Origin of the sequence: Pseudohalioglobus sediminis, assembly GCF_008370495.1 — a bacterium.
Taxonomy (GTDB): Bacteria; Pseudomonadota; Gammaproteobacteria; order Pseudomonadales; family Halieaceae; genus Halioglobus.
This window is the reverse complement of record NZ_VTUX01000003.1, coordinates 560,491-584,780: the sequence shown is the minus strand read 5'-3', so window position 1 is coordinate 584,780 and position 24,290 is coordinate 560,491. Positions and strand designations below refer to the sequence as shown.

23 protein-coding genes are annotated in these 24,290 nt (G+C 60.5%); 10 read left to right on the top strand and 13 right to left on the bottom strand.

The genetic code is table 11. The annotated features are described in order from the left end of the window. Positions 1-6: 6 nt before the first annotated feature. The 3 genes from cysK to F0M18_RS09275 all read right to left on the bottom strand — a co-directional run bounded on the left by cysK (position 7) and on the right by F0M18_RS09275 (position 3,076). The gene (gene cysK, locus F0M18_RS09285; RefSeq protein WP_149611118.1) at positions 7-990 is read right to left on the bottom strand and encodes a cysteine synthase A; all 984 of its coding nucleotides are present in this window, start codon (positions 988-990) and stop codon (positions 7-9) included. A gap of 368 nt (positions 991-1,358) precedes the next feature. Beyond that, on the bottom strand, positions 1,359-1,850 hold the full coding sequence (locus F0M18_RS09280) for a TlpA disulfide reductase family protein (RefSeq protein WP_149611117.1): 492 nt from the start codon (positions 1,848-1,850) through the stop codon (positions 1,359-1,361). Next, a complete protein-coding gene (locus F0M18_RS09275; protein WP_149611116.1) occupies positions 1,847-3,076 on the bottom strand; it encodes a YihY family inner membrane protein in 1,230 nt (409 codons plus the stop codon). The genes F0M18_RS09280 and F0M18_RS09275 overlap by 4 nt, the downstream gene beginning before the upstream one ends. An 89-nt stretch (positions 3,077-3,165) precedes the next feature. Between F0M18_RS09275 and arsC the strand changes: the two genes are divergently transcribed. Genes arsC through F0M18_RS09250 form a run of 5 tightly spaced genes read left to right on the top strand, consistent with a single transcriptional unit; the run spans position 3,166 to position 6,703 of the window. Beyond that, positions 3,166-3,516 (top strand): arsenate reductase (glutaredoxin), encoded by a 351-nt coding sequence (gene arsC, locus F0M18_RS09270; RefSeq protein ID WP_149611115.1) that lies wholly within the window; start codon positions 3,166-3,168, stop codon positions 3,514-3,516. After that, the gene (gene wrbA, locus F0M18_RS09265) at positions 3,516-4,115 is read left to right on the top strand and encodes an NAD(P)H:quinone oxidoreductase (protein ID WP_149611114.1); all 600 of its coding nucleotides are present in this window, start codon (positions 3,516-3,518) and stop codon (positions 4,113-4,115) included. Before arsC ends, wrbA begins: the two co-directional genes overlap by 1 nt. Next, positions 4,112-4,456, top strand: a complete 345-nt coding sequence (locus tag F0M18_RS09260; protein ID WP_188109660.1) for a DUF2069 domain-containing protein — start codon at positions 4,112-4,114, stop codon at positions 4,454-4,456. Before wrbA ends, F0M18_RS09260 begins: the two co-directional genes overlap by 4 nt. A 28-nt stretch (positions 4,457-4,484) precedes the next feature. Continuing rightward, the gene (gene sppA, locus F0M18_RS09255) at positions 4,485-6,332 is read left to right on the top strand and encodes a signal peptide peptidase SppA (RefSeq protein WP_149611112.1); all 1,848 of its coding nucleotides are present in this window, start codon (positions 4,485-4,487) and stop codon (positions 6,330-6,332) included. Positions 6,333-6,346: 14 nt separating this feature from the next. Then, positions 6,347-6,703, top strand: coding sequence for a diacylglycerol kinase family protein (locus F0M18_RS09250; protein WP_149611111.1), 357 nt, complete (start codon positions 6,347-6,349; stop codon positions 6,701-6,703). Here F0M18_RS09250 and F0M18_RS09245 read toward each other — a convergent pair. The 3 genes from F0M18_RS09245 to F0M18_RS09235 all read right to left on the bottom strand — a co-directional run bounded on the left by F0M18_RS09245 (position 6,700) and on the right by F0M18_RS09235 (position 12,067). Further along, positions 6,700-9,840 (bottom strand): efflux RND transporter permease subunit, encoded by a 3,141-nt coding sequence (locus F0M18_RS09245; RefSeq protein WP_149611110.1) that lies wholly within the window; start codon positions 9,838-9,840, stop codon positions 6,700-6,702. The two genes, F0M18_RS09250 and F0M18_RS09245, sit on opposite strands and share 4 nt — an antisense overlap. Beyond that, positions 9,837-11,114: an efflux RND transporter periplasmic adaptor subunit gene (locus F0M18_RS09240; RefSeq protein WP_149611109.1), complete on the bottom strand. Its 1,278-nt coding sequence runs from the start codon at positions 11,112-11,114 to the stop codon at positions 9,837-9,839. The genes F0M18_RS09245 and F0M18_RS09240 overlap by 4 nt, the downstream gene beginning before the upstream one ends. A gap of 146 nt (positions 11,115-11,260) precedes the next feature. Beyond that, the gene (locus F0M18_RS09235) at positions 11,261-12,067 is read right to left on the bottom strand and encodes a mechanosensitive ion channel family protein (RefSeq protein WP_149611108.1); all 807 of its coding nucleotides are present in this window, start codon (positions 12,065-12,067) and stop codon (positions 11,261-11,263) included. 174 nt (positions 12,068-12,241) lie between these two features. Here F0M18_RS09235 and F0M18_RS09230 point away from each other — a divergent pair, with 174 nt between their 5' ends. Genes F0M18_RS09230 through F0M18_RS09220 form a run of 3 tightly spaced genes read left to right on the top strand, consistent with a single transcriptional unit; the run spans position 12,242 to position 14,640 of the window. After that, positions 12,242-12,697 carry a MaoC family dehydratase gene (locus F0M18_RS09230; protein ID WP_149611107.1) on the top strand — a complete coding sequence of 152 codons (456 nt, stop codon included), beginning with the start codon at positions 12,242-12,244 and terminating at the stop codon, positions 12,695-12,697. Positions 12,698-12,718: 21 nt separating this feature from the next. Next, positions 12,719-14,236 carry an FAD-dependent oxidoreductase gene (locus F0M18_RS09225; protein WP_149611106.1) on the top strand — a complete coding sequence of 506 codons (1,518 nt, stop codon included), beginning with the start codon at positions 12,719-12,721 and terminating at the stop codon, positions 14,234-14,236. Positions 14,237-14,250: 14 nt separating this feature from the next. Continuing rightward, positions 14,251-14,640 (top strand): c-type cytochrome, encoded by a 390-nt coding sequence (locus F0M18_RS09220; protein ID WP_262500892.1) that lies wholly within the window; start codon positions 14,251-14,253, stop codon positions 14,638-14,640. On the opposite strand, the gene F0M18_RS09215 is transcribed toward F0M18_RS09220, so the two are convergent. Together F0M18_RS09215 and F0M18_RS09210 are read right to left on the bottom strand one after the other, a co-directional pair. Next, positions 14,637-15,824 (bottom strand): lipid-transfer protein, encoded by a 1,188-nt coding sequence (locus tag F0M18_RS09215; RefSeq protein WP_149611104.1) that lies wholly within the window; start codon positions 15,822-15,824, stop codon positions 14,637-14,639. The genes F0M18_RS09220 and F0M18_RS09215 overlap by 4 nt on opposite strands. 29 nt (positions 15,825-15,853) lie before the next feature. Further along, positions 15,854-16,288 (bottom strand): Zn-ribbon domain-containing OB-fold protein, encoded by a 435-nt coding sequence (locus tag F0M18_RS09210; protein ID WP_149611103.1) that lies wholly within the window; start codon positions 16,286-16,288, stop codon positions 15,854-15,856. A gap of 137 nt (positions 16,289-16,425) precedes the next feature. Between F0M18_RS09210 and F0M18_RS09205 the strand changes: the two genes are divergently transcribed. Beyond that, complete coding sequence (locus F0M18_RS09205) at positions 16,426-17,121, top strand: SOS response-associated peptidase (protein WP_149611102.1); 696 nt, start codon at positions 16,426-16,428, stop codon at positions 17,119-17,121. Here the strand turns inward: F0M18_RS09205 and F0M18_RS09200 are convergent. Further along, on the bottom strand, positions 17,118-19,634 hold the full coding sequence (locus F0M18_RS09200; RefSeq protein ID WP_149611101.1) for a TonB-dependent receptor: 2,517 nt from the start codon (positions 19,632-19,634) through the stop codon (positions 17,118-17,120). The genes F0M18_RS09205 and F0M18_RS09200 overlap by 4 nt on opposite strands. A 331-nt stretch (positions 19,635-19,965) precedes the next feature. On the opposite strand from F0M18_RS09200, the gene F0M18_RS09195 reads away from it, so the two are divergent. Beyond that, positions 19,966-20,730 carry an SDR family oxidoreductase gene (locus tag F0M18_RS09195; protein ID WP_149611100.1) on the top strand — a complete coding sequence of 255 codons (765 nt, stop codon included), beginning with the start codon at positions 19,966-19,968 and terminating at the stop codon, positions 20,728-20,730. A gap of 17 nt (positions 20,731-20,747) precedes the next feature. Here the strand turns inward: F0M18_RS09195 and F0M18_RS09190 are convergent, their stop codons facing one another. Genes F0M18_RS09190 through F0M18_RS09175 form a run of 4 tightly spaced genes read right to left on the bottom strand, consistent with a single transcriptional unit; the run spans position 20,748 to position 24,224 of the window. Further along, a complete protein-coding gene (locus F0M18_RS09190; RefSeq protein WP_149611099.1) occupies positions 20,748-21,362 on the bottom strand; it encodes a PqiC family protein in 615 nt (204 codons plus the stop codon). Further along, positions 21,359-22,327, bottom strand: coding sequence for an MlaD family protein (locus F0M18_RS09185; protein WP_149611098.1), 969 nt, complete (start codon positions 22,325-22,327; stop codon positions 21,359-21,361). The genes F0M18_RS09190 and F0M18_RS09185 overlap by 4 nt, the downstream gene beginning before the upstream one ends. Beyond that, on the bottom strand, positions 22,324-23,094 hold the full coding sequence (locus F0M18_RS09180; protein WP_149611097.1) for an ABC transporter ATP-binding protein: 771 nt from the start codon (positions 23,092-23,094) through the stop codon (positions 22,324-22,326). The genes F0M18_RS09185 and F0M18_RS09180 overlap by 4 nt, the downstream gene beginning before the upstream one ends. Next, positions 23,094-24,224, bottom strand: a complete 1,131-nt coding sequence (locus F0M18_RS09175; RefSeq protein ID WP_149611096.1) for an ABC transporter permease — start codon at positions 24,222-24,224, stop codon at positions 23,094-23,096. The genes F0M18_RS09180 and F0M18_RS09175 overlap by 1 nt, the downstream gene beginning before the upstream one ends. Between the last annotated feature and the right edge of the window lie 66 nt (positions 24,225-24,290).

Sequence of the window (24,290 nt, the reverse complement as noted above, 5' to 3'; positions counted from 1 at the left end):
TGCGGGTCAGTTGCTGACCGTGGTCTGTACGGTCTCGTTGTCAGTGAAGGTTCCCTCGAACAGCGCTGAGCTGAGGTAGCGCTCCCCGGAATCGGGAAGAATCACCACAATGGTCTTGTCGGCGTTCTCTTCCCGGCTAGCCAGCCTGTCCGCTACCGCCATGGCTGCCCCTGACGAGATGCCGGCCAGGATACCTTCCTCACGCATCAGGCGGTGGGCATACTCCATGGCCTCCTCGTTGCTGACTTTTTCCACAGCGTCAACCATTTCCAGATCCAGGTTGTCAGGCACGAAACCGGCGCCAATGCCCTGGATCTTGTGCGGCGCATGTTCGGGATCCTCCCCGGCCAGGGCGGCGCTGATCATGGTGGTGGTAGTGGGTTCCACTGCCACGGTGGTGATCGGCTTGCCTTGCTGGCGCTTGATATACCGGGAAATGCCGGAGAGGGTACCGCCGGTGCCTACGCCCGCCACAAGGATGTCGATGTCGCCGTCGGTGTCGCGCCAGATCTCGGGGCCGGTGGTGGCCTCGTGCACAGCCGGGTTGGCGGGGTTTTCGAACTGGTGAGGCCCCCAGTACTTACCCGGTTCAGAGGCAATAATGTCCTCCGCTGCCTGAATTGCTGCGGCGATGCCCTTGCTGCCATCAGTAAGCCTGATTTCCGCACCCAGTGCTTTCATCAGCATGCGCCTTTCGAGGCTGAAGGTGTTGGGCATGGTCAGTATGCAGTCGTAACCCTTGGCCGCCGCCACGAAAGCCAGCGCGATGCCGGTATTGCCGCTGGTGGGTTCAACGATGGTCATGCCAGGTTTGAGGCTGCCGTCACGCTCCGCTGCCTCTACCATGCTGGTGCCAATGCGGCACTTGACGGACATGGCCGGATTCCGGTTTTCCAGCTTGGCGAATACCTTGCCGCGGCTGATGCGATTGATTTTTACCAGCGGGGTACCACCGATTGTCTCAGCATTGTTATCGAAGATATGACTCATGTGATGCTCCTGGGATCCGCTGTTATTGTGATGAGGGGAAGACTAGTCGCGATAGTTGGCGATGTCCATTGCAACGGGATAGAGATTTTTTTATATCGCTCAGGAACTTTGCCAAACCGGGTCGGTCATAATTTGCAGTTACAGCGTAGTCGCCAGACGGCATGAGACTCCTGCGCTGTCACTGCTTCTGGATTCATCCAGGTTTCATATCCCTCTGTGAGAGATGCTAGTGCTTGACGGCCCCAATCGGGGCCGTTTTTTTATGCCTATGGATGGTCGGTAAGTACCCGGGAGTCATGGAAGGCGCAGGGGATGCCCGGTGAAGGGGGCTGCGGGCAGCGCAAGCATTTGGCAGGCCCTGTCGGCGGTTATTGCCCTTGCGGCAGGATGTCCTCTGCCACCGGGCCCGCCTCGGGCATGGCGGCCTGACCGGTGGCAAGTGCCAGCGACTCCAGGGTCTGGGGGCCAACCAGGGTGTTGGCGAGGCGTCCGTCCGGGTCGAATACCAGGGTGGTGGGCAGGACAGACGGTTTTTGCATCCCCAGTTGCGCAGCGGGATCTTCCAGCAGGGTGGGGAATGCGATGCCAAGTTTTTCCACCTGGGTTTCGAGTTCTGCCCCGGTGTTGCCATCGAAATTAACCCCCAGCACAGCTATCTGGGCGTAGCGCTGATCGAGGCTGTTAAGCTCGGGGATCTCCTTTATGCAGGGCTTGCACCATTCTGCCCAGTAATTCACCACCAGCCAGCGCCCCTGGTAGTCCGGCAGGTTGAGCCGTGGCACGGTATTGTCAGCGCCTTCCTCAGGGTTGGTGCAGGCAGCGAGGGTCAGGACAAGGGCCAGGATTGAGAGTATTTTCACTGTTGGTAGAGCTCCACCAGGTTCATATCAAGCAGCTCACGCTGTTGCGTTCGCTGTTCCCGCAGCAGGCGATAGGCCTCGTGCTGCCAGTCAAGTTGTGCGCTGCTGTCCTCACGGTCGAGGGGCTGTTCATCGTTGACCCATTCCTTGAGTTGCCAGAAACGTATCGAGTGCAGGTCGCGGCTGAGCAGATAGTGCCCGCGGTCACTCTGCGTGATGACCTTTTTCTGCATCAGTACGTCGCGCAGGTAGCGCCAGGTTTCACTGTCCAGGCCGCGAGTTACCCGGTGGCTGTTGTTGAGCAGCTCGATTTCCCGCACCGTTTTGCCCGCCTGCTGCTTCTGCCAGAACAGGTAGAGCACATCCAGGGCCTTGAGCACTGTCGGTCGACTGGATTGTTCCTCGTTCTGGTAGGCAGAAAGGCTGTGCACCAGGATGCCGCCCATTAATACGATATTCCAGGACAGGTAGATCCATAACAGGAACAGTGGCACAGCGGCAAATGCGCCGTAGATGAAGGTGTAGCTTGATCCCACCACCAGGTCTGTAAACAGGGCCCGGGCCGCATGGAACGCCAGCGCTGCCACCAGGCCGCCAATAACGGTATGTTTGAAGGGTACCCGGCAGTTGGGTACGGCAATGTACAGCAGGGTAAAGGCGGCGGCCGACAACAGCACAGGTGCGAGCTGGAGCAGCAGTGCCTTGGCGCCGAAGATATCGTATTCGTCGAATACGTTGGAAAACGAGGTCAGGTAGGTGCTGATACCCAGTGCCAGTCCAAGCGCCACGGGCGCCAGGCTGAGGACCGCCCAGTACAGCAGGAAGCTGGATACTGCGCTGCGATTCTCCGTCGCCCGCCATATCAGGTTGAACGCCTTCTCGATATTGCGCAGCATCAGTACCGCGGTCACGACAAGAAAAACGATGCCTGGACCAGTGAGGTTCTTGGCCTGGGTAGAAAAGTCACGAAGGTAGGCTTCTACCTCGCTGCCGCTCTCGGGCATAAGGTGCTCGAACAGAAAGCTTTGCATCTGCTCCTCGAGGCCCTGGAACGTGGGTATGGCGGAGGCCATGGTATAGAGCACCGTGAGCAGTGGCACCATGGCGAACAGGCTCATGTAGGTCAGCGCAGCGGCGTTTTCCGAGCAGCGGTCGGCAGAGAACCGCGAGATCAGGTAACGCGTGCGGTGCCAGAAGTTGGCCAGCAATTCCTGTAGGTAGTCCATCTACGAATTATGGCACGAATGACCGGGCTGCAGCCAAGTGCCTTTGATATACTTGTTGGCCGCGAAAACAGATATCCAGGAACCCGTAAATGAGCGACTACACGATCTACCATAATCCACGTTGTTCCAAATCGCGTGCCGCACTGGCGCTGCTGCAGGACGCGGGTATAGAGCCTGACGTGGTGCTGTACCTCGAGACAGGGCCCGATGCGGATGAAATACGCATGCTGCTGGAAAAGCTCGGGATCAGCGCGTCGCAGTTGGTGCGCCGCGGCGAGGAGGCCTACAAGGCCGCAGGCCTCGGCACAGACTCTGACGATGCCGAGATCATCGCCGCCATGGCCAGACACCCCAAGCTGATTGAGCGCCCGGTGATAGTCCGTGGCGATCGCGCAGTGCTCGGGCGGCCGCCTGAGAATGTGCTGGAGCTGCTCGACTGATGGCCACACCTTTTATCCTGGTTCTGTACTATTCCCGTCACGGCGCCACGGCTGAAATGGCCAGGCAGGTCGCCCGTGGTGTTGAGCAGGTAGAGGGCATGGACGCGCGCCTGCGCACTGTGCCCGCGGTGTCCGCAGAGTGTGAGCAGGTGGCTGACGATATTCCGGAAAGTGGCCCGCTTTATTGTGAGGAAGCGGATTTGCGTGACTGCGCAGGCCTGGTAATGGGCAGCCCGACGCGTTTTGGCAATATGGCGGCACCACTGAAGTACTTTGTCGACCAGACCTCTGGGCTGTGGCTCAGTGGCGCAATGATAGACAAGCCCGCCGCAGTGTTCACATCAACTTCAAGCCTGCACGGCGGGCAGGAGAGCACGCTGTTGACGATGCTGTTGCCACTGCTGCACCACGGCATGCTGGTAGCGGGGCTCCCCTACAGTGAGTCAGGGCTGATGAGTACAGAGTCTGGTGGCACACCCTATGGTGCTTCGCACTGGGCCGGCGCTGACAACAGCCGTGCCCTTGATGAAACTGAAGGCCGTTTGTGCCAGGCGCTTGGTCGCCGTGTGGCTACGATCGCCGCCGGGAGGTCCCTGTGAGCTTGCTGGCGTACCGTGCGCGGCTGGTGTGCTGGGCAAGTTTTACCGTGTTGCTGATACAGCAGGCCATAGAGGCCTGGGTAAGGAATGCCCCCTGGATTATATGGCTGGCGGTGTTATTGCCCCTGGTCATCTTCATTCCCGGCATGCTGCGCGACAACCTGCGTACTTTTATCTGGGTATGCTTCGTTAGCCTGTTGTATTTCATGAGACTGGTGGTCAACCTGTTTGAGGATCCCCAGAATCCGCTGGCCATCATAGGCATGATTGCTGTTGTACTGCTGTTCTGCAGTGCGATGATGTACGTGCGCTGGCGCGCGCGTGAACAGCGCGGGAATTGAACCCTTGCGCGAGTACGGAGAATCCTGAATGAGTAAACCATCGCTGCTGCGCCGTATTCTGGGCGGTATCTGGAACGCGATTACCCGCATTCGACTGGCGCTGGCCAACATCCTGTTCCTGTTGATGTTGCTGATTTTCTATTTTGTGTATATCGGCGGCGGGCCGGAGCCCCTGCCGGCGCAGGCAGCGTTGGTGCTGGACCCGGCCGGCGCAATTGTTGACCAAAAGACCGCGGTAGAGCCGCTGCAGGCATTGCTCGCCGAACCTTTGCCTGCGGAACAGGAAGTCCTGCTGCGTGACGTGATCGAGGCCATAGAATTGGCACGCGATGACGACGCCATCACGGCGCTGGTGATGCGGCTGGAGTACCTGATGTATGCCGGCATCAGTCGCACGCAGGAAATGGCCAGGGCGCTGGAGTCGTTCCGTGAGAGTGGCAAGCCGATTGTTGCGGTTGGCGATTACTACACCCAGGATCAGTATCTCCTGGCCAGCTTTGCCGACGAGGTGATAGGGCATCCCATGGGCGGTGTGGCGCTAGAGGGCTACGGCATGTACCTGCAGTATTTCGCGGAAGCGCTGGAAAAACTGTCGATTAGCATGCATGTATTTCGCGCCGGGCAGCACAAGTCAGCGGTCGAGCCCTTTTTGCGCAGCGACATGTCTGCCGAAGAAAAGGTCGTCACGATGCAGTGGTTGCAAGACCTTTGGGACAGCTATACGGCTACCGTCGAGACCAATCGCGGTCTGGAAGCGGGTGCCATAGACCGTTATGTCAACGGCTTTGCCCAGCGCATGGTCAGCGGTGATGGCGACCAGGCCGCCGACGCGCTACAGGCCGGTTTGCTGGATAAATTGATGACGCGCTCCGAAGTCAATGCCTACCTGGCTGACGTGACCGGGGCCAGCACCGATGCGGGTGATTACGCGGCGGTGCCTTTTGCACAGTACCTGCAACGCAAGCGTGGCCTTCCGCTCACCGATCAGCCCGGGCCCAGGGTGGCCGTCATCACCGCCCAGGGCAATATGCTTCCCGGTGAGCAGCCGCCCGGCAGCATTGGCGCCGACAGTCTTGCCAGACAGATCAAGGCGGTTACCGATGACAGCGACGTGGCCGCTATTGTACTCAGGGTGAATACCCCCGGAGGCAGCATGTTTGCCTCCGAGGTCATCCACGGGCAGATACTGCAGGCCCGGGCGGCAGGTAAACCGTTGGTGGTTTCGATGGGCGCCATGGCGGCCTCCGGAGGCTACTACATCGCCGCCGCTGCGGATGAGATCTGGGCCACGCCCACCACGATCACCGGCAGCATTGGCGTGTTCGCCGCATTCCCCACCATTGAGAACCTGTTGCAGCGCGGTGGCATTCACACCGACGGTGTGGGCACTACCAGTCTCGCCGGTTCCCTCAGGCTGGACCGACCCCTGAACCCCGAACTCAAGCAGGCTTTGGATGCCGGCGTCGCGCAAGCCTACCGGCGTTTTCTTGATGTCGTGGCAGATGGCCGGGATATGACCCTGGAACAGGTATCCGCCGCTGCGGAAGGGCGGACATGGAGTGCCTCTGACGCACTGGAGCTTGGCCTGGTCGATCATCTGGGCGACCTGCAGGATGCGATCGAGGCGGCGGCAGCGCGCGCGGATCTGGCGCAGTATGAGGTCGACTATATTCGCGAACCGCTGTCTCCCGGGGCGATCTTCATGCAGGCCCTGACGGAGCGCCTGGGTAGCCTCGGAGTGTACCCGCGGTCGGACGAGGTGGCGCGATTGGTGGCGCTGGCACAGCCATTGCTGGCTGCAACAACCGTGGTGCAGGGGCTCCAGGACCCCCGGCATATCTACGCCCTGTGCCTGTCCTGCAGTAACGCTTTCTGATTCGCTGTTGCCGCATGGAGTGGCTCGTCAGCAGGTTGCAGAGTTTCGCCCACGCCATAACCGGCGTGCGGACCCTGCTGGAAGAGCACCATGCCCGCCTGCATCTGCTGGCGACGGTGCTGGTTAGCGCCCTCGCTTTCGCGCTGCAGATCTCCGCTGACGACTGGAAAGCACTACTGTTGACCGTGGCGCTGGTATGGCTTGCCGAGGGCCTGAACACGGCGCTGGAGCACCTGTGTGACGCGCTCCATCCCGAGCATCACCCGCTCATCGGCAAGGCCAAGGATGTGGCCGCCGGCAGTGTACTGCTCATGGCCGCAGTCGCGGTGATTATGGCCGGGCTGATTTTCGCGCCCTATCTGGCGGCCTAGGCGCGGGTCGGTTCGCCGTCGGTCGAACCACTGAAGCGCTTCATCAGCCCTGCCACATCGTCGAGAATCATGTACAGGCTGGGCACCAGGAGCAGGGTGATGACCGTGGCGAATACGATGCCGAAGGCCAGCGAGATGGCCATCGGCACCATGAACTGGGCCTGGGCACTGCGCTCCAGCAACATGGGCGCCAGGCCGAGGAAAGTGGTCAGTGAAGTGAGCATGATGGCGCGGAAACGCCGGCAGCCAGCATCGATGATAGCGATATGTTTGTCCTTCCCTGCAGCGACAGACTTGTTGACATAATCGACGAGGATCAGGCTGTCATTGACCACCACACCTGAGAGCGCGACGATCCCCATGACCGACATCATGCTCATGTCGTGGCCCAGCCCCCAGTGGGCCAGTATGGCGCCGATAATACCGAAGGGTATAACCCCCATGATAATCAACGGTTGCAGGTATGAGCCCGTGGGTACGGCCAGCAGTGCATAGATACCAAACAATGCCAGGGCGAAGCCTACAAACATGCTGAACGCCATCTTGCGCTCTTCATCTGCCAGCCCCGACTCATCCCAGCTCAGCCCCGGGTATTTAAGCATCAGGTCCGGCAATATGTTTGCCTCCACGTCGGCCATGACTTTCGCGGGTTCGACCACGGCGATGTCAGCTTCAGCGGTAACTTCCGCCGCGCGCTGGAAGTCGATGCGGGTGGACTTCAGCAGGCCCGGTCGCACCTCCAGCCTGGCCACGGTCTCGAAAGGCACCTGGTCACCGGAAGGTGTGCGGATATACATGTTATTGAGGCTGGAAACGTTTTCTCGGTCAGTTCTCGGATAGCGCACCATTACCTTGATTTCGTCGATACCGCGCTGGATGCGTTGTGCCTCGGCACCGTAAAACGCGTGGCGAACCTGTGAGCCCAGGTCGTAGCGGGAGATCCCCAGTGCTTCTCCCTCCGGGAGCAGTTGCAGGTGAAACTCCTCGCGCGTATCGCTGGCGCCATTGCGAATATCGCTGAGTCCGTCGTATTGACGCAGTTTTTCCTCGAGTTCTTCAGCCGCTTTGCGCAGCGTGTCGAAATTGGCATGCTTCAGGTCGAACGCGATATTGGGGCCGAAGTTGGGGCCATCGGAGGATTCAAAAGCGAGTACATCTGCACCGTGAATACGCCCCACCTGGGCGCGCCAGCGTTTCAGTATCTCCTCGTTGGAAATACTGCGCGTATCCTGCTTGCTCAGTTCCACGTCGATGCGGCCATTGATACGCTCGAAGCCGTAGGCAGCGATGTAGTCGACAATGCTATCGTCGGTGTTGTTTTCACGCTGGTACTCGAGATCAACCTGTTCCAGCGCCACGACAATCTGGTTGACCGCATCAATCGTTGCTTCTTCGGGACTGCCTTCGGACATGCGCAGTTCCGCCTGAAGAAATTCACCGGGTGTGTGCGGCGACAGCACGGTGCGCACGACGCCGCCGGCGATCAGGCCGATGGACATCACCAGCAAGGACAGGAACAGCGCCAGGGTAATGTAGCGATTGGCCACGCAGCGGTCCGCGAGCCGGCGATAGGGCCCGTAAACGAAGCTGCGCAGGCGATTGTTGACGCCTTCCTGGATATGGTCCACTGACAGCAGCAGGCGATTTTTGGTGGGCTTGCTGTGGGCGAGGTGTGCCGGAAGAATCCACTTTGATTCCACCAGAGAAAAGACCAGGCAGAGAATCACAACCCAGCCGAATGCCTCCGGCATGGGCGCAAAAACGCCCTGTACAAACAGTGTTGGAATAAAGGCAACGATGGTTGTGAGCACGCCAAAGGTGGCGGGGGTGGCTACCCGGTACACCCCGTCGATAACATTGTCGACGCTGTGGCCGCGTTGCTCGGTTTCACTATAGGCGCTTTCGCCCATGATGATCGCGTCGTCCACTACGATCCCCAGCACCAGGATGAAGCCGAACAGGCTTATCATGTTGAGACTGGCATCGACGTAAGGGGTGTTGAGCACGGCCATGGCGCCGAGGAAACACACCGGGATGCCCAGCATGACCCAGAACGCCAGCTTTATCTCAAGGAACAGCGCCAGCGTCAGGAATACCAGTAGCGCGCCGATGGCCAGGTTCTTGACCATCATGGCCAGGCGGCCTTTCAGGTAGTAGGTAGAATCGGACCAGATATCCAGCTCGACGCCGTCAGCCAGGGAGGGGCGTTTCTCCTCGACGTAGGCGCGGGCCGCGTCGGCGGTTTCGATAATGTCCTGTTCACCCATTGCGAATACGTTGACGCCGAGGGAATACTGCCCGTTGAACTTGGCGAAGCCCTTGGCGTCGACGAAGCCGTCTTCCACGGTGGCGATGTCACCCAGCAGCAGGCGGGTGCCGTCTGGCCAGGTCTTTAATACGATGTTCTCGAAATCCTGCTGTACATAGGCCTGGCCGAGCGTGCGCAGCATGATGTCGCCGTGCCGGGTTTGCACGGAGCCCGAGGGCAGGTCCAGGGAGGAGGCGGCTATGGTATTGGCGACATCAGCGAGCGTCAGGTGGTACTCGCGAAGGGTTTCTTCGGAAATCTCTATGCCGATCTCGTAATCGCGAGCACCGATCACTTCGGCAGAAGAGACTTCTGGCAGGGTAACCAGTTCCCTGCGCAGTTCATCGGCCAGTGACTTCATGCTGCGTTCGTCGAGTGCGCCGCTAATCTGGATGGTCAATGCGGCAAACAGGATTTCCGGTTGCGTGATTACCGGTTCCTCTGCTTCCTCGGGAAAGGTGCTGATGCCGTCGATGCGGTTTTGCACATCGGCGAGCAGTTTGGAAATGGGGACACCATCCTGCGGTTCAATCATGACCCGCCCGAGGGATTCCAGCGCGTCTGACTCAACGCGCTTGATGCCGTCGAGGTCGTTGATGGCTTCCTCGATCTTCATGATGACGCCGAGTTCCACCTCTTCCGGGGCCGCGCCGGGATAAGGCACGGTGATGAAGATTGCTTCGAAGTCGAACGCCGGAAAGAGGGCGCGCTGGATACTGAGCGCGCTGCCCAGGCCCACGGCCATAATGACCAGCATCATCAGGTTGGCCGCAACCGGATTGCGGGCAAACCAGGCAATAACGCCAGTTCGGGGTGTGCCCTCGCTCATTGCGCAGCCGCGGTGCCAGCCGCCGGGCCGGCAGACAGCGACACCTGGTTGCTGTCTGCCGCTTCATCGGACAGGGCGGGCGCACCCTCTCCGAGTTGATCGCTGGGTATGCTGCTATTGATCTGGACGGTAGAGCCATTCATTGAAGGGTCCAGGGCGGTCAGCGATACGCGATCGCCGGTATCGAGCCCGTCACTGACGAAGATACGGTCTCCCCCTGTTCGCAGTACCGTGACCTGTCGGTTGCGCAGGGTATTCTGTTCATCAATCACCCAGAGCAGGTTCCCGGCGCGCAGTACGTAGCGCGGCAAAACCACGATGTCGTCAAATTCCCTGCCGCTGATATTGGCGTTCACGAAGGTACCCAGCCGCAGCGGCTCACGCCCCGGATTTTCCAGTGCGTAGGGATCATCGACGCGGGCCACGGCGTAAAGCACGCGGGAGCGCTCATCGAATACGCCTTCGGTGCGATGCAAGGTGGCGGGCCAGTGTGTCACGGCACCTGCCACATCGGTATAGAGGTCGATTTCTGCCCCCTGGTCGCCACCCTGGATGCCGGGCAGCGCGAGATACCCCAGCCGGCTTTGCGGTATGGGCAGGCGTATCTCGGCCTGCTCCACGGAGAACACATCAGCCAGTGGGGTGCCCGCGGTGACGAACTGGCCCAATTCACTGTGCTTGTTGCGGATAACCGCGCTATAGGGTGCCTTGATGATGGTGCGTTCGAGTCGGTCGCGTGCGGTGTTCAGGTCGGCGAGGGCCGAAAGTAACTGCGCCTCGGCCAGTTCCAGCTGTGGTTTGCGCAGATAGAGGTCCCTGGCTTCATCACTGCGCTGGCTATTGGCGGGCAGTTTTTTCCATTCCCGCAGCGCCACTTCCGCGCGACCTCTTTCCTGCGCCAGGTTGCTCTCTGCCGACTCCACAGTAGATTGGGCACGCAGCAGTTCCGTCTGGTAATCACGTGGGTCGATGCGCAACAGGACGTCGCCCTCAGCAACAAAGTTACCCACCAGGAAATTCTCGGCCACATCGATGATGCGTCCGGAAACTTCTGCCATCAGGGCGGTTTCGCGCAGCGGTGTTACGGTGCCCTGGGCCTGCACTTCGACGCGTATCGATTGCTTGACGGCAACGGCCACGTCGACCGAGACGGGCCTGAACTCCGGTTGGGCTATTTGGGCGGGAGGGCGCTTGATATACAGCGTCACCGCCACTGCAGCTGCTACAGCCAGCATCAGTACGGCGATGATTGACTGTTTTCTGATCGAACTCACTGGATATTCCACGGGAAAGGGAAAGCGCAGTTATATCACAGGGGCGGCCTCACCACTGTGAAAAACTTGTAATATCCGTAGTTTACGCGCTGCCGTGAAACTTGGATCAAGGTGGGCCGGGGCGAGCGCCCCGGCCGTTTCAGGACTTACTCGCTCTTGTCGAAATGCACATCCATTTGCGGATAGGGAATGCTGATCCCGGCTTCATCAAACTTGAGCTTGACCTGTTCGGTGGTGTCCCAGAGCACACCCCAGTAATCCGCCGCGTTTACCCACGGGCGCACCAGGAAGTTGACGCTGGAGTCGCCCAGCTCGCCCAGCGCCACAACCGGGGCCGGCTCAGCCAGGACGCGCTCATCAGCAGCGATAATCTGCTCCAGCAGGGCCTTGGCCTGCTTGATATCGTCGTCGTAGCCAATACCAAACACCATGTCCACACGCCGTGTGGGACGCGCGGAAAAGTTGGTAATGCTGTTCGAATACACCGCGCCATTGGGTACGATAACTTCCTTGTTGTCCGGCGTTGTCAGGGTAGTGGTGAAGATGCCGATGGCATCAACTGATCCCGACACGCCGGCGACCTCCACGAAATTCCCCTTGGTGAATGGCCGGAATACGATCAACATCACCCCGGCCGCAAAGTTGGACAGCGAGCTCTGCAGTGACAGGCCAATGGCGAGGCCCGCGGCACCCAGTAGGGCGACCAGTGAGGTTGTGTCCACACCCAGTTGGCTGAGCGCGGCGATGACCACGAACAGCAGCAGCACCCAGCGCAGGATGGAGACCAGGAACTTGACCAGGATCTCGTCCATGTCACGTTTGTGCATAAACTTGCTGACCACTCGCACCACGATACCCACGGCCATGCGGCCCACGATAAAGATAGTGAGGGCGAGCGCGATCTTGATGCCCCATGGAATAATGATAGTTTCCAGTAGGTTGCTGGTGTCCATTCAGGTTTCCCTTGTGTCGGTGATAAAAGAGTTCAAATAACTATATATCAGCTTCGGGACTTTGCAACAGAATGCGACTTTGCGCGCAGTGGTGGTGGCAATTGAACTGCGATCTGTACCCCGGTCAACGGTGCGGTGATATAGTCCCTGCCTGAGTAAAAATGGAGCGCAACTATGGCCACCGTGTTCGACAATCCCGCTGAGCTTCTCAATGCAGTCGGTAATCACCTGGGTTACAGCGATTGGCTGGAAATTGACCAGGATCGTATCAACCAGTTCGCCGATGCCACCGGGGATCACCAATGGATTCATGTCGATCCGGAGAAGGCAGCCGAGGGGCCCTTCGGTAAAACCATAGCGCATGGCTATCTCACGCTTTCCCTCGCCAACCTGTTCCTGCCGCAGATCATGACGGTGCGCAATACGTCCATGGGCGTCAACTACGGCTGTGAAAAAGTACGCTTCCCCGCCGCAGTACCGGTGGGCTCGCGTATTCGCGGCGGCGGTGAAGTGATCAGTGCGGAGGAAGTAAAGGGCGGCGTACAGGTGGTCGTGCGCATGACCATCGAGATAGAGGGGGGCGAGCGGCCGGCCTGCATTATCGATACCATCAGCCGTTTTTTCCCCTGAATCGGCCGCGTAAATAGTACCGTGACAGACACCGAAAAAACCGGGCTGAGCCGTCGCCAGCTGTTGCTGGCGACTGGTGCCGCCGTTGTTGCGGGCGGCAGCGCACAGGCGATGCCGAGCAGCGATGTGCCGGCCTGGGATGAGCAGGTCGATGTGCTGGTGGCGGGCTCGGGTGCCGCCGGGACCTGCGCCGCGCTGGAAGCGAAGCGGGCGGGTGCGAGAGTCCTGATGACCGAGTCGCTGGCCGTACCCGGCGGCAGTTCCGGCCTTTCCGGCGGTGTGGTCTATGCAGGGGGCGGCACCGCGCTGCAACGCGCCCTGGGAGTAGAGGATACACCGGAAGCGATGTATGACTATCTGCTGCGCACCGGTTCACCCGGTTCGCCCCGGGACAAGATACAGCTGTATTGTGAACAAAGCCCCGAGCATTTCGCCTGGCTGGTGGCACAGGGCGTGCCCTATACCGATAAGTTCACCCCCGGGAAGGGGCTACCCATGGGCGACGAATCGCTGTACTTCTCCGGCTCCGAGCAGGCCTGGCCGGCGCGCGAGTTGGCGGTGCCGGCGCCACGTGGCCACGTGCCGGGGGTGGCGGGAATAAACGGGGGCCGCACCCTGATGGCGGCGCTGCACAAGCAGGTAAGGGATGCAGGGGTGCCGTTGCGCACGCGCGTAGCCGTGCGCCAGCTGGTGGTGGAAAGCGACGGTCGCGTCAGTGGTGCATTGCTGGAAAGCGAGGGCGGGCAGCGGTTCGTGCGCGCGCGACGGGGTGTGGTGCTGGCCTGTGGCGGATTTATTCACAACCGCGCGATGCTGGAGCAGCACGCCCCCGAACTTGCGCGCTGTTCTGTACCCTGGGGCGGTGCTGGCGACCAGGGGCAGGGTATCAATATGGGCGTAGCCGTCGGGGCGTCCAGTGTGCGCATGCACGAGGGCTTTGCCGTGGCCCCCATCTACCCGCCGGAACAGTCAATCTCGGGAATTCTGATCAACAGTAGCGGACAGCGCTTTATCGGCGAAGACGTCTATCACGCTGTCATAGGGCACGCCATTGCCTTCCAGCAGCAGGGCAGGGCATGGCTGATAACCGATGAGCAAAGCGCATATAAAGGGGTGCAGGACAACTTTCCGCTTGCCGCCCAGAGCAACAGCATCGGTGGCATCGCGGAGCAGCTGTCGCTGCCCAAGGGGGCACTGCAGAACACAGTGGCCTATTACAATCGCCACGCCGGCAACGGAGAGGATCCAGTTTTTGGCAAAGCCGGGCAATACCTGCGCCCATTGCAGGGGCCGCCTTACAAAGCCTGGGATATCTCCGTGGAGCGGGCGTTTTTCCCGGCGCATACCCTGGGCGGTCTGGCGACCACGGTGAACGGAAACGTCCTCAACAGTTTTGGCGAACAGATTCCGGGTTTGTACGCTGCCGGTCGCACCAGCGCGGGCGTGCCCACCGCGCCCTATATTGCCAGTGGCTTGTCGCTTGGCGACGCCACTTTTTTCGGCAGGCGCGCCGGACGTGCCGTCGCGGGGGCGGCGTGATGCGGGGGTTGCTGATGGCGCTGCTGCTGGTCGGCCTGCCCGCAGGGGCGAGCGAACTGGAAGCGCGGCTGGCCCTGGCAGATGTCGACCGCGGGCGCATACTGTTCGGGCAGTGCCGGACCTGCCATTACCCGCAGCAGTTCATGGGGCATAACACCGGGCCCAATCTCAGCGGTATTTTTGGCAAGGTGGCGGGCAAACAACCCGGCTTTGAATACTACTCGGCGCGGTTCAAGGCGGCCCAGTTCGTATGGACCCCGAAAATGATGTACGCCTGGCTGGAAAACCCCATGGCCATTTATCCCGACTCAACCATGATGAGCAATGGCGTGCCGGATGCACAGGACAGGGCCGACCTGATCGCTTTTCTGATGCAGGCGACCCGCCGCGACAGTGAGAATTAGCGCTTCACGATCACCGAGCTACCGTGACCGAATAGCCCCTGGTTGGCGGTAATCCCGACCCGGGCACCTGCCACCTGCCGATCACCTGCCTCGCCACGCAACTGCCAGGTCAACTCGCAAACCTGGGCCAGCGCCTGTGCCGGCACGGCCTCACCAAAGCAGGCCAGGCCGCCGGAGACGTTGACCGGGATCTTGCCGCCAATCGCAGTGTCGCCCGCGCGCAGCAGCGCGGCGGCCTCACCTCGCGGTGCTAACTGCAGATCTTCTATCCAGTCGAGTTCCAGTGCAGTTGAGAGGTCATACACTTCCGCCAGGTCAATGTCCTCCGGGCCTATGCCCGCCTCTTCGTAGGCTTTCAGCGGCAGCGTGGAGCGGAATGCGTGCGCCTCAACGCCAGCGGCGGCGGCAGAATCGGTGGCAATATCCGGCATTTCCACCACGGAACTGGCGAAGGTGGGTGTGGTGGTGGAAATTGCCGCGACCCTCGGTGCGTCGCCCTTGCCGATTCTTTCGGCGTATTCGACGCTGGACACAATCAGCGCGGCGCCGCCATCGGAGGTGGCGCAGATGTCCATCAGTCGCAGCGGATCTGCCACCATGGCCGATGCAGCCACGTCTTCGGCGCTGAAGCACTTGCGATACCTTGCACGCGGGTTCTTGCTGCCGATCCGTGAGTTTTTCACTTTCACCGCGGCAAAGTCATCGAGGGTGTCCCCGTAGACATCCATGCGTCGTCTGGCATACAGGGCGAAGTAGGTGGGGTTGGTGATGCCGAGGTAGAAACGGACCCAGTCCGGGTCTTCCGGCCGGTAGCCTTTGGCTGGGGCCAGGAAGCCCTTGGGCGTGGTGTCGGCACCGACTACCAGGGCGACGTCGCAGGCGCCGGCCAGTATCTTGTTGCGTGCGGCAGCCAGTGCCTGTGAACCGGAGGCACAGGCCGCATAGGAAGTGTTGACTTCCGCACCCTGCCAGCCCAGTGCCTGGGCAAAGGTCGCGCCGGCCACGTAACCCGGGTAGCCGCAGCGCACGGTGGCGCCACCGGACACGAATTTCACGTCCTGCCAGGGCACGCCTGCGTCCTTCAGGGCCTCGCGGGCGGCGGCGACCCCGTACTCTACGAAGTTATGGCCCCATTTGCCCCAGGGGTGCATGCCGGCGCCGAGAATGGCGATTTCGTTGGACATAATGTCTTGTGCTCCTGCTGTGCCGCGCCCTAGGGGGCAACCGGCTTCCATTTCCAGGTCATCTTGATGTCGTCGTCGGTCTCATGGAGAGGCTCGAGTACCAGTTCAACCGGCATGCCGACTTTCAACTGTTCACAGCTCACGCCTTCTATCACCTGGCCCAGCACGACCATTTGTTCTTTCTCCAACTGCACCGCGGCGATGGCGTAGGGCTCAAAAGGCTCCGCGGCAACAAACGGCTCGGGTGGCTTGTAGCAGGCGTTGGTGTAGCTCCAGATATGGCCGCTACGACTCAATTCCACTTCGCGAAAGTCGGTGGAGTCACAGGCCGGGTTACGGCAGTAAGCCTGGTTCTTGGGGAAGAAGTAGGTGCCGCAACCCTTGCACTGGGTGCCGATCAGGTGCGGTTTGACTTCCATGGTATGCCAGCCCTCGATGGCTGGCGCCAGGGGTTTGTCGCTCATTGGATTCTCCCGGGAAAAGCGTCAGCAGGTTAAACCCGCCGGAGGTCGCAGGCAAGCGCCCCTGTAATTGAGCCCCGACAGGTTTACCAAAGCAGACCTGCCTTGCTCCCCCCGCGGGATTTGGGCACAGTGAGCGCATGTGCGGCCGTTTCAACATTATTGACAGTCCCGGTGTGCAGCAGCTGATGCGCGATCTTGGCGTGGACCTGAACCTGCCGACGCGAACCAACATCGCCCCGACGGAGGAGGTTGGGTTGGTTCGCCGCGGGGCAGATAGCGTGCACCTGGATACGGCGCGCTGGTGGCTGACGCCATCGTGGGCGCCGGCCGTGGACCAGAAATACAGCATGTTCAACGCGCGCGCCGAAACCCTGGCGACCAGTCGCGCATTCCGTACACCTTTCAGGCGCCATCGCGGCATCGTGCCCATGAGCAGTTTTCTGGAATGGCGTGAGGAGGGTGGCGTGAAGCAGCCATGGCTTATCAGCAATCCCGAGCAGGCGCTTGCCGTTGCCGCACTGTGGGACGTCTGGGAAGGGGATGGGGTACCGCTGTTGAGTTGTGCCCTGGTGACGACCGCGGCGGCGGAAGCGTTCCTGCCCTGGCATAAGCGCATGCCCGTTGTCCTGACCGGTGATGAAATGTCGCGCTGGCTGGACAATTCTGTGGAAGTGGCTGCAGATGACCCGCTGTTTCGCAGCGAGCTGAAATACTGCTGGCAGTTGCAGCGCGTCTCGCGCAATGTCAGCAACGCCAGAAACAAGAACCCCTCCGATATGGAGGGGTTGGGCGAAGTCATTGAGCTCTCTCCCGGGGGCGGGCGCGCGACCTAGAAGGAATAGCGCAGGTCTACGCCCCAGGTGAGAGCGTCATCGATATTGGTGTGGTAGGCGCCGAGTTCGTCTGCGGCGAGTCCGCCGGGGTTCTCCGCGTATTCCTCGTCCAGCAGGTTTTTGCCCCACAAGGCCACCTCGATAGTGTCCTCCTCATTGGACCAGGCCAGTCGCGCATTGAGCAGCTTTTTGTCCTGGAAATACCAGGGGCCGGTCGTGAACAGGGCGTCCCGGTCGGTGGGCCCCGGGTCTTCCCTGAATTCATAGTCCATGTGCAGCAGCAGATAGCCGTAGGCGATTTCAGGCGTCCAGTCGAGCTGGAGCGTGTACTCGGTGTTGGTCTCGGCGTCCTCGGTGGTGCCGCCCACCAGTTCCCCGGCGGAGTTGTAGTACTGCTGTGAGGTGGTTTCCGTTTCGCGGTAGGTGGTCAATGCGCCAAGGCGCAGGGTGTCCGTTACGTTCCACGTGAGGACCAGTTCAACGCCGTCCGCTTCCTCGTCACTGCTGATCACGCCGGGTGCCGCTGTGGGGTCGTCAGGCCCTTCCTTGATATCAGTTGACGTCTGCTTGCCGTCCAGTTGATGGTGGAACAGGGCCAGTTCGACCCGCAGGCTCTCCTCGAAAAAGTCGCCCTTCAAACCCAGCTCGTAACTGGTCATCTCCTCGGGATCGAAGGAGCCGACGACAAAGGCCTTGAAACTCTGGCCGTCGAAGCCGCCGGATTTATAACCGGTGGCGTAGGAAAAATAGGTCATGGCGTAGTCGGTGAACTGCCAGTCGGCAACGAAGCGCCCGGTGGTTTTGCTCCAGTCGTCATTGGCGCTGAATTTGTTGTACCACTGGTCTTCCGGAGCACCCGTTTCGGCGGGAATGTAGTTCACCCGGAACGGCAGGAAGGGCCAGTCATCGAAGCTGTTATCGTAGGTCTGCCAGGAATAGTCCTTTTCGTCGTAGCTGTAACGCAGTCCCGCTGCCAGGCGAATGGTGTCGGTGAGCTGGTAGGTGCCGTCAACGAACAGGCCCCAGTTGACGAAGTCACCGGTATTGTCCATGGTTTCGGTGAAATAGCCCTGGGCATAGCTGGGGGGCAGCACTGCGGTCGGTATGCCGGTGATGCCTGAGGCCAGCGCGGAAAAGCCCAGGTAGGTGGCGTCGGGCTCATCGCCGAAGTAGTCCCAGATGTGATCATCCGGCCCGAGCTCGACGTCCGGGTCGATCAAGCCGATGTCCTGGGCCACAGGCAGTAATTCACCGCTGAGCAGTTGCATGTAGGAGTCCGTGAGCAGGCCGATGTCAGTGCGCTGGAACACATCCTCTTTGCTGTAGTTGCCGCCCAGGATGACGTTCCAGTTCTCGTCAACAAAGTTGAAACGGACTTCGCTGTAGAAAATATTGGAATCTTCGATATTGTTGGTATCCAGGTAGCGACGAGGATCAGGTGTGCCGTCTTCTTCCTGCAGGTTGGTGGTGTCCCAGTCACGGTAGCTGACGATGCCGAACATGTCCCACTGGTCTGAGAGTACCTGGTTGATCTGCAGCGAGACACCGTACATTTCACGGGTTTCTTCCTCGTTGGTGCGATCATTGTTGTAGCTGTTGCCGGCACCGACGACGTCGTGCCTGTCCTTGCCGCGGAAGGGGTCGTCACTACCCCGGAAGGCGTACTTGCTGACGCCAATGGCGGCGCGGGGCATTTCGTCGCGGTCCTCGTAGTCAGCGGAGAGCTGTATCTCCGTATCTTCCGTGGGTGTCCACAGCATCACGCCGCGCACGGCCATGAAGCCCTCGTCCCGGTAGTCACCACCATTGGTGACTGATTCGGTGGCGCCAGCGCGCTGGTGGGAGAAGATATTGCCGCGCAGGGCGAGGGTGTCACTGACGGGGGCGTTGATCATGCCTTCAACGCGGACCAGGTCCTGGTTGCCGAGGCGCGCTTTCACGAAACCCTCAAAATCCTGGCTGGGCTTGTTGGGAACGATGTTAATGACGCCCGCAGTGGCATTGCGTCCGAACAGGGTACCCTGGGGGCCTTTCAGAACTTCGGTTCGGGCAATGTCTGTAAAGGGGATCGAGGTCACCGCGCGGGGCATGTAGGAACCATCATAGAACGTCGCCACCGAGGGGTCTTGCCCGGAACTGATATTGGGGCTGCTGATGCCGCGTACGGTAATGCCCAATTGAGTCGAGCCGCTCACCGAGTCGCCGATTTCCACCCCGGGCATGAACGCATCGATATCCTGGATGGTGGCGGCGCCGGTGTTGATCATGTCCTGCGCGGTAAAGGCGTTGACCGCCGCCGGCACCGACATAAAGTCTTCCTCGCGCTTCTGCGCGGTGACCAGCACTTCCTCCAGTTGCAGGTTGTATCGACTCTGTGTCGAGGTGTCTTCCTGGGCCAGGGCACCGGCGGCGCACACGCCTGTACACAGTAGCGCCAGAGCGTGCCTGACGGCGGTCGACAGTGGCAGGTGAATGACGGTGACAGACTGCCCGAAATAGCGTGCATTGCTCATGCTTGCGGATCCCTCAGCAAATAGTGTGATGTAAAAGTGCTGTGCCGGCCCGACGCGGGCTATGGTGTGCTCCGCGACCTGGGCTTCAATTATTGTTCTTCAGCCGCTCACTGGCGTTGTTATTATGCTGGCCTCATCATAACCCAGATCGGATTATGGACGAACCCCGCCAGTGATAGCCGCGCTGGCTAAACTCACCATTGTTCAGCCGATTTCTTAAACCAGTCTGAAAATACATTGCAGCTCGCACAGGGTTGGCGCGCGAAGGCTTTGGCCTGGTGCCGGTGTTGGGGGAGAATGGGCCGCTTACCGAATCAGTCAGGGATTAGTTATGGGTACATTTGCATTGACGGGCGGGGCCACCGGCATCGGCGCCGAGTTAAAGCGGCAACTGCTGGCAGGGGGCCACCAGGTGATCAGTGTGGATATCCGTGAAGGCGATATTATCGCCGACCTGTCCTCGCCTGAAGGCAGGCAGGCCGCGATCGATGGTGTGCGTGAGCTGGCACCCGATGGCCTCGACGGGTTTATACCCTGTGCCGGCCTGCCGCCGGTAGCGCGGCCACTGTCGCTGATTGCCAGCGTGAACTACTTTGCCGTCGTGGCGACGGTGGAGGGCTTGAAAGACCTGGTTGCGAAAAAGCGCGGTACGGTTTTGCTTGTCGCCTCCAATTCGGCACCCATGGTGCCCGCCGCCGACGCCTTCGTGCAGCTTTGCCTGGGCGGTGACGAGGATGCCGCCCTCGCCGAGATAGCGCAGCGAGACGGGCACACTGCCTACGCCGGTTCCAAGCGCGCTGTTTCGGTGTGGATGCGTCGAAATGTCGTACCCTACGCGAAGCTGGGCGTGCGCCTGAACGCGGTGGCACCGGGCATTACCCAGACGCCGCTGTCCGAGCAGGTCATGTCCGATGCCGAGCTGGGGCCGGCAATGAAGGAGTTCGGGGCGATGGTTCCCTGGGGCGGCACAGCGCGCCCGGATCAGATTGCCAACGTGATGCGCTTTTTGCTGTCACCGGAAGCCGATTTCGTTTGTGGCTCAGTGGTCTTCGTAGACGGCGGTTCCGACGCCATGCTGCGCCCCGACGAGTTTTAAACCCCGGGCGGCCAGATTTACTCTGTGCTGTCCGCAGGACTCTGTGCGTCACGGGCGCGGATAGTCGCCGCGATGTCCTCGCTCAGCGCCAGCAACATGTCGCTGTAGAGGCTGGCGAGGGTATTGCTGTCGGCATCAGGTCCGGGCAATGGCGATGACTGGCGGCTGAGTTGCCGGTCGATGGCGCTGGCGTCCGCCGGCCTGTATACCAGCCACTCTACCACCAGGGTGGCGCTATCAGCTGTGGCATCCATCTCCAGCACGTGCACCTTGATGCCGTATTGTGGCGCCCGGGCGGGGTGCCATGGATAGCGCACGACGCTCTTTGTTTGCAACAGACCGGCCAGGTTGAGTCCCAGTACCCGGGTGATGCCGTCTTCCAGTGGTTCGCCCCAGCGCTCCGTGGTCGACAGCTCCAGTTGGTTGCTGCCACTGCGTCTCACCAGTGCATTCCGGTTCAGGTACGCCGACAGGCTGATGGGCCCGATGCCGAGGGTCGGGCTGTCACCGGAAGGCAATGGCGCTTCGGCGGCGGTCAGCAGGTAGTGGTGGCTCTGCGGGGTGGTGCCGCAAGCGGCGAGCAGCGTTGCGATCAGCAGGGGCCAGGCAATAGTGCGCCAGGGTAGGGTCATGGTGTGTCTCCACTCTTGCCACGGATAATGGCTTCAGGTTGCTCCTCAAGGGTCTGGCCCAGCTGCTGCAGTGCCCTGCCGGCCTGGCCCAGTTCGCGCAGCGCGCGGTTGAGTTCGTAGACAGTGGCCGAGTCATAGTCCACCAGCCCCTCAAACTCGAGCATGCCCTGTTCGAAGGCTTTTATGGCGTCCTCGAGCAGGTCGAGGTTGTCGTTGATGAGCTTTGCCAGCTGCGGCAGCTCGGCATTGGCCAGGCTTACGGTGGTCGCGGCTTCTTCCAGCACGCTATCCAGCTTGGGCCCGGTACTGGCGATCTGGCCCTGCAGTTGCGCGCTGAGTTGGTCGACAGAGGCCAGCGTGGCGCGCACCTGCTGTGGCAGTTGCTGAAAGCCCTCGCTGTTGATGAAACGGTTTATGCCCTCTGCGATGGACTCCATATCTGTGGCCACCTTGGCGAAGTCAATTGACTCCAGCCTGCGCGTAATGCGCTCCAGTTCCGTGGGTATGGTGGGAATCTGCAGATACGGTGAGTCTATCTCGGCGAGGTTGATGGCGCTGTCGGGATGGAAGTCCAGCTGCACATAGAGCAGCCCCGTCAACAGGCTCTGGGTATTGAGCTGTGCGCGCAGACCGCGCGAAATCAACTCCTCGGTGAGGTTTTCGGCGTTGGAGCCACTGCGTCGAATGTTTTCGCCACTTATTTCCGCTTCTACCAGCATGATCAGTTCAACCGTATCGGAATCCAGGACCAGTTCCACGTCGGTGACCTGGCCTATCTGCACGCCCCGCAATGCTACCGGTGCGCCCACACTGAGCCCTTTCACCGAACCATCGAATACCATGACCACCGTACTGCGTTCCTGGCCTATGCCGGTGCCGAGGGCAAATATGATGGCGGTTACAGCGATGAGCAGCGCGCCAATAACAAAGGCGCCAATCGCTACTGTATGGGGTTTTTCGCTCATAATGGTTCCTCAACTGCTGCGCTCGCTTCCCGGGCGAGAAATTGTCTCACCACGGCCTGGTCGCTGTGATCGCGCAGCTCGCGCGGGTCGCCGTAGGCGATCATGGTCTTGGTTTTCGCATCGAGATAGACGGAATTGTTGGCGATAGCGAAAATGCTGGGCAGTTCGTGCGTCACCATCACCACAGTCGCCCCGGTGCTCTGTTGCAATTGCACTATCAGCTCGTCCAGCAGGCTGGAGCTGATCGGGTCCAGGCCTGCCGAGGGCTCGTCAAAAAACAGGATTTCCGGCTCCAGGGCGATAGCACGCGCCAATGCCGCCCGCTTGCGCATCCCGCCGCTGATTTCCGATGGGTAAAAGTCCTGGTAGCCGGCCAGGCCCACCAGGGCCAGTTTATAGGCGATGATATCGTCGCGATCTGCTGCCGAGTACTGCGTGTACAGCTGCAGCGGCAGGGCGATGTTTTCTGCCAGCGTCATGGCACTGAACAGACCGCCGCTCTGGTAGGTAATCCCCCAGCGCTGTCGCATGCGGTCGCGTTGCTGGGCACTGGCGCTGACCAGGCTCTCGCCGTTGAACAGGATGTCGCCTGACGCTGGCGATAGCAGGCCCAGCATGTGCTTCAGCAGGGTGCTCTTGCCACAACCACTGCCGCCCATGATGACAAAAATGTCGCCTTTCATTATGTCGAAATCGAGGTCCCGCTGGATGACCCTGGAGCCGTAGGCCATAGTGAGCTGGCTGACCCTGATATGCACGTCCGACATCAGATCTCCAGCTGTTGGAAAACGATGTTGATGGCGGCGTCGGCAACGATCAGGTAGACAATTGCGGTGACGACAGCTTCTGTGGCCGCCTGGCCAACGGCCGCTGAATCGCGCCCGCTGTTGATGCCCGAACGACAGCCTGCCACGGCAATCAGCAGGCCGAACACCACGCTCTTGATCAGGCCCACAGTGAGGTGCGCAAGGCTCACTGCATCCTCTCCCTGGGCAATATACATCAACGGCGTTATGCCCATGCCGCCGGCGACGATGCCGCCGCCTACAATCCCCAGCACGTTGGCGTACAGGGTCAACAGGGGCATCATGACCACCAGCGCCAGCACCCGTGGCACGATAAGGAATTCCATGGGTGACACACCCATGGTGGTAATGGCATCTATTTCCTCGTTGGTCTGCATGGTTCCCAGCTGCGCAGCATAGGCGGCGCCGGTCCTGCCGGCCATGACCACTGCCGCCATCAATACACCCATCTCGCGCAGCATGCCTATGACCACGAGGTCGGCGACGTATATTCCGGCGCCGAACTGCTGCAGCTGGACTGCACCGAGGTAGGCGAGAATCATCCCCACCAGCAGGCTGGTCAGGCTGATAATGGCGAATGCATTGGGGCCGGCCTGGTAACAGAAGTCGCGGAAATCACTGAGCCGGGTATTGGCGCGGCCGACCGTGAGTCGAGCCAGGGCGACGCTGAGCTCACCAACGAACTCGAGGGTGCCCAGGGTGGCGTCGCGTACTTCACCATAGAGCCTGCCGGGGTCGAGAAAGCCGTACCAGGGCTCGGCCTCCGGTGCTTTCTGCTCATGGGCCGGAACGGTGGAGGCTACCTCGAGCAGTTGCACCACGTTGGCGGGGAGGCCGCGCTGGGAAAATTCAATATTGTCGTCCCGGCACTGGTTGTAACACTGCAGCAGGAATGCCATCAGCACCGAATCCCAGCGCCCAAGCTCGGCGCCGTCGACTACCAGTTTGTCGGCATGGATGCAGCACAAGTCATCCTTGAAGGTCTGGAAGTCACTGTGGGTGTTGCCCTGTATCCAGTCGCCGCTGATGGTGAGTACAGCCGTCTGGCGGTCCTGGACGGTCAGTTCGAATCCCGGGGGCCGTTGTTCCATGCTTAGCCGATAACAGCGAGAAGGTGATGGCAGTCTATCGCCTGAAGCGCCCGGCTGTCACCCCGT

What these genes read in the sequence shown, in the direction of transcription:
- arsC (WP_149611115.1), top strand. Translation starts at nt 3,166, where the DNA reads ATGAGCGACTACACGATCTACCATAATCCACGTTGTTCCAAATCGCGT.
- F0M18_RS09245 (WP_149611110.1), bottom strand. Translation starts at nt 9,840, where the DNA reads ATGAGCGAGGGCACACCCCGAACTGGCGTTATTGCCTGGTTTGCCCGC.
- F0M18_RS09215 (WP_149611104.1), bottom strand. Translation starts at nt 15,824, where the DNA reads ATGTCCAACGAAATCGCCATTCTCGGCGCCGGCATGCACCCCTGGGGC.
- F0M18_RS09195 (WP_149611100.1), top strand. Translation starts at nt 19,966, where the DNA reads ATGGGTACATTTGCATTGACGGGCGGGGCCACCGGCATCGGCGCCGAG.
- F0M18_RS09205 (WP_149611102.1), top strand. Translation starts at nt 16,426, where the DNA reads ATGTGCGGCCGTTTCAACATTATTGACAGTCCCGGTGTGCAGCAGCTG.
- F0M18_RS09275 (WP_149611116.1), bottom strand. Translation starts at nt 3,076, where the DNA reads ATGGACTACCTACAGGAATTGCTGGCCAACTTCTGGCACCGCACGCGT.
- F0M18_RS09190 (WP_149611099.1), bottom strand. Translation starts at nt 21,362, where the DNA reads ATGACCCTACCCTGGCGCACTATTGCCTGGCCCCTGCTGATCGCAACG.
- F0M18_RS09175 (WP_149611096.1), bottom strand. Translation starts at nt 24,224, where the DNA reads ATGGAACAACGGCCCCCGGGATTCGAACTGACCGTCCAGGACCGCCAG.
- F0M18_RS09200 (WP_149611101.1), bottom strand. Translation starts at nt 19,634, where the DNA reads ATGAGCAATGCACGCTATTTCGGGCAGTCTGTCACCGTCATTCACCTG.
- F0M18_RS09180 (WP_149611097.1), bottom strand. Translation starts at nt 23,094, where the DNA reads ATGTCGGACGTGCATATCAGGGTCAGCCAGCTCACTATGGCCTACGGC.
- F0M18_RS09230 (WP_149611107.1), top strand. Translation starts at nt 12,242, where the DNA reads ATGGCCACCGTGTTCGACAATCCCGCTGAGCTTCTCAATGCAGTCGGT.
- cysK (WP_149611118.1), bottom strand. Translation starts at nt 990, where the DNA reads ATGAGTCATATCTTCGATAACAATGCTGAGACAATCGGTGGTACCCCG.
- sppA (WP_149611112.1), top strand. Translation starts at nt 4,485, where the DNA reads ATGAGTAAACCATCGCTGCTGCGCCGTATTCTGGGCGGTATCTGGAAC.
- F0M18_RS09210 (WP_149611103.1), bottom strand. Translation starts at nt 16,288, where the DNA reads ATGAGCGACAAACCCCTGGCGCCAGCCATCGAGGGCTGGCATACCATG.
- F0M18_RS09220 (WP_262500892.1), top strand. Translation starts at nt 14,251, where the DNA reads ATGGCGCTGCTGCTGGTCGGCCTGCCCGCAGGGGCGAGCGAACTGGAA.
- F0M18_RS09235 (WP_149611108.1), bottom strand. Translation starts at nt 12,067, where the DNA reads ATGGACACCAGCAACCTACTGGAAACTATCATTATTCCATGGGGCATC.
- wrbA (WP_149611114.1), top strand. Translation starts at nt 3,516, where the DNA reads ATGGCCACACCTTTTATCCTGGTTCTGTACTATTCCCGTCACGGCGCC.
- F0M18_RS09250 (WP_149611111.1), top strand. Translation starts at nt 6,347, where the DNA reads ATGGAGTGGCTCGTCAGCAGGTTGCAGAGTTTCGCCCACGCCATAACC.
- F0M18_RS09185 (WP_149611098.1), bottom strand. Translation starts at nt 22,327, where the DNA reads ATGAGCGAAAAACCCCATACAGTAGCGATTGGCGCCTTTGTTATTGGC.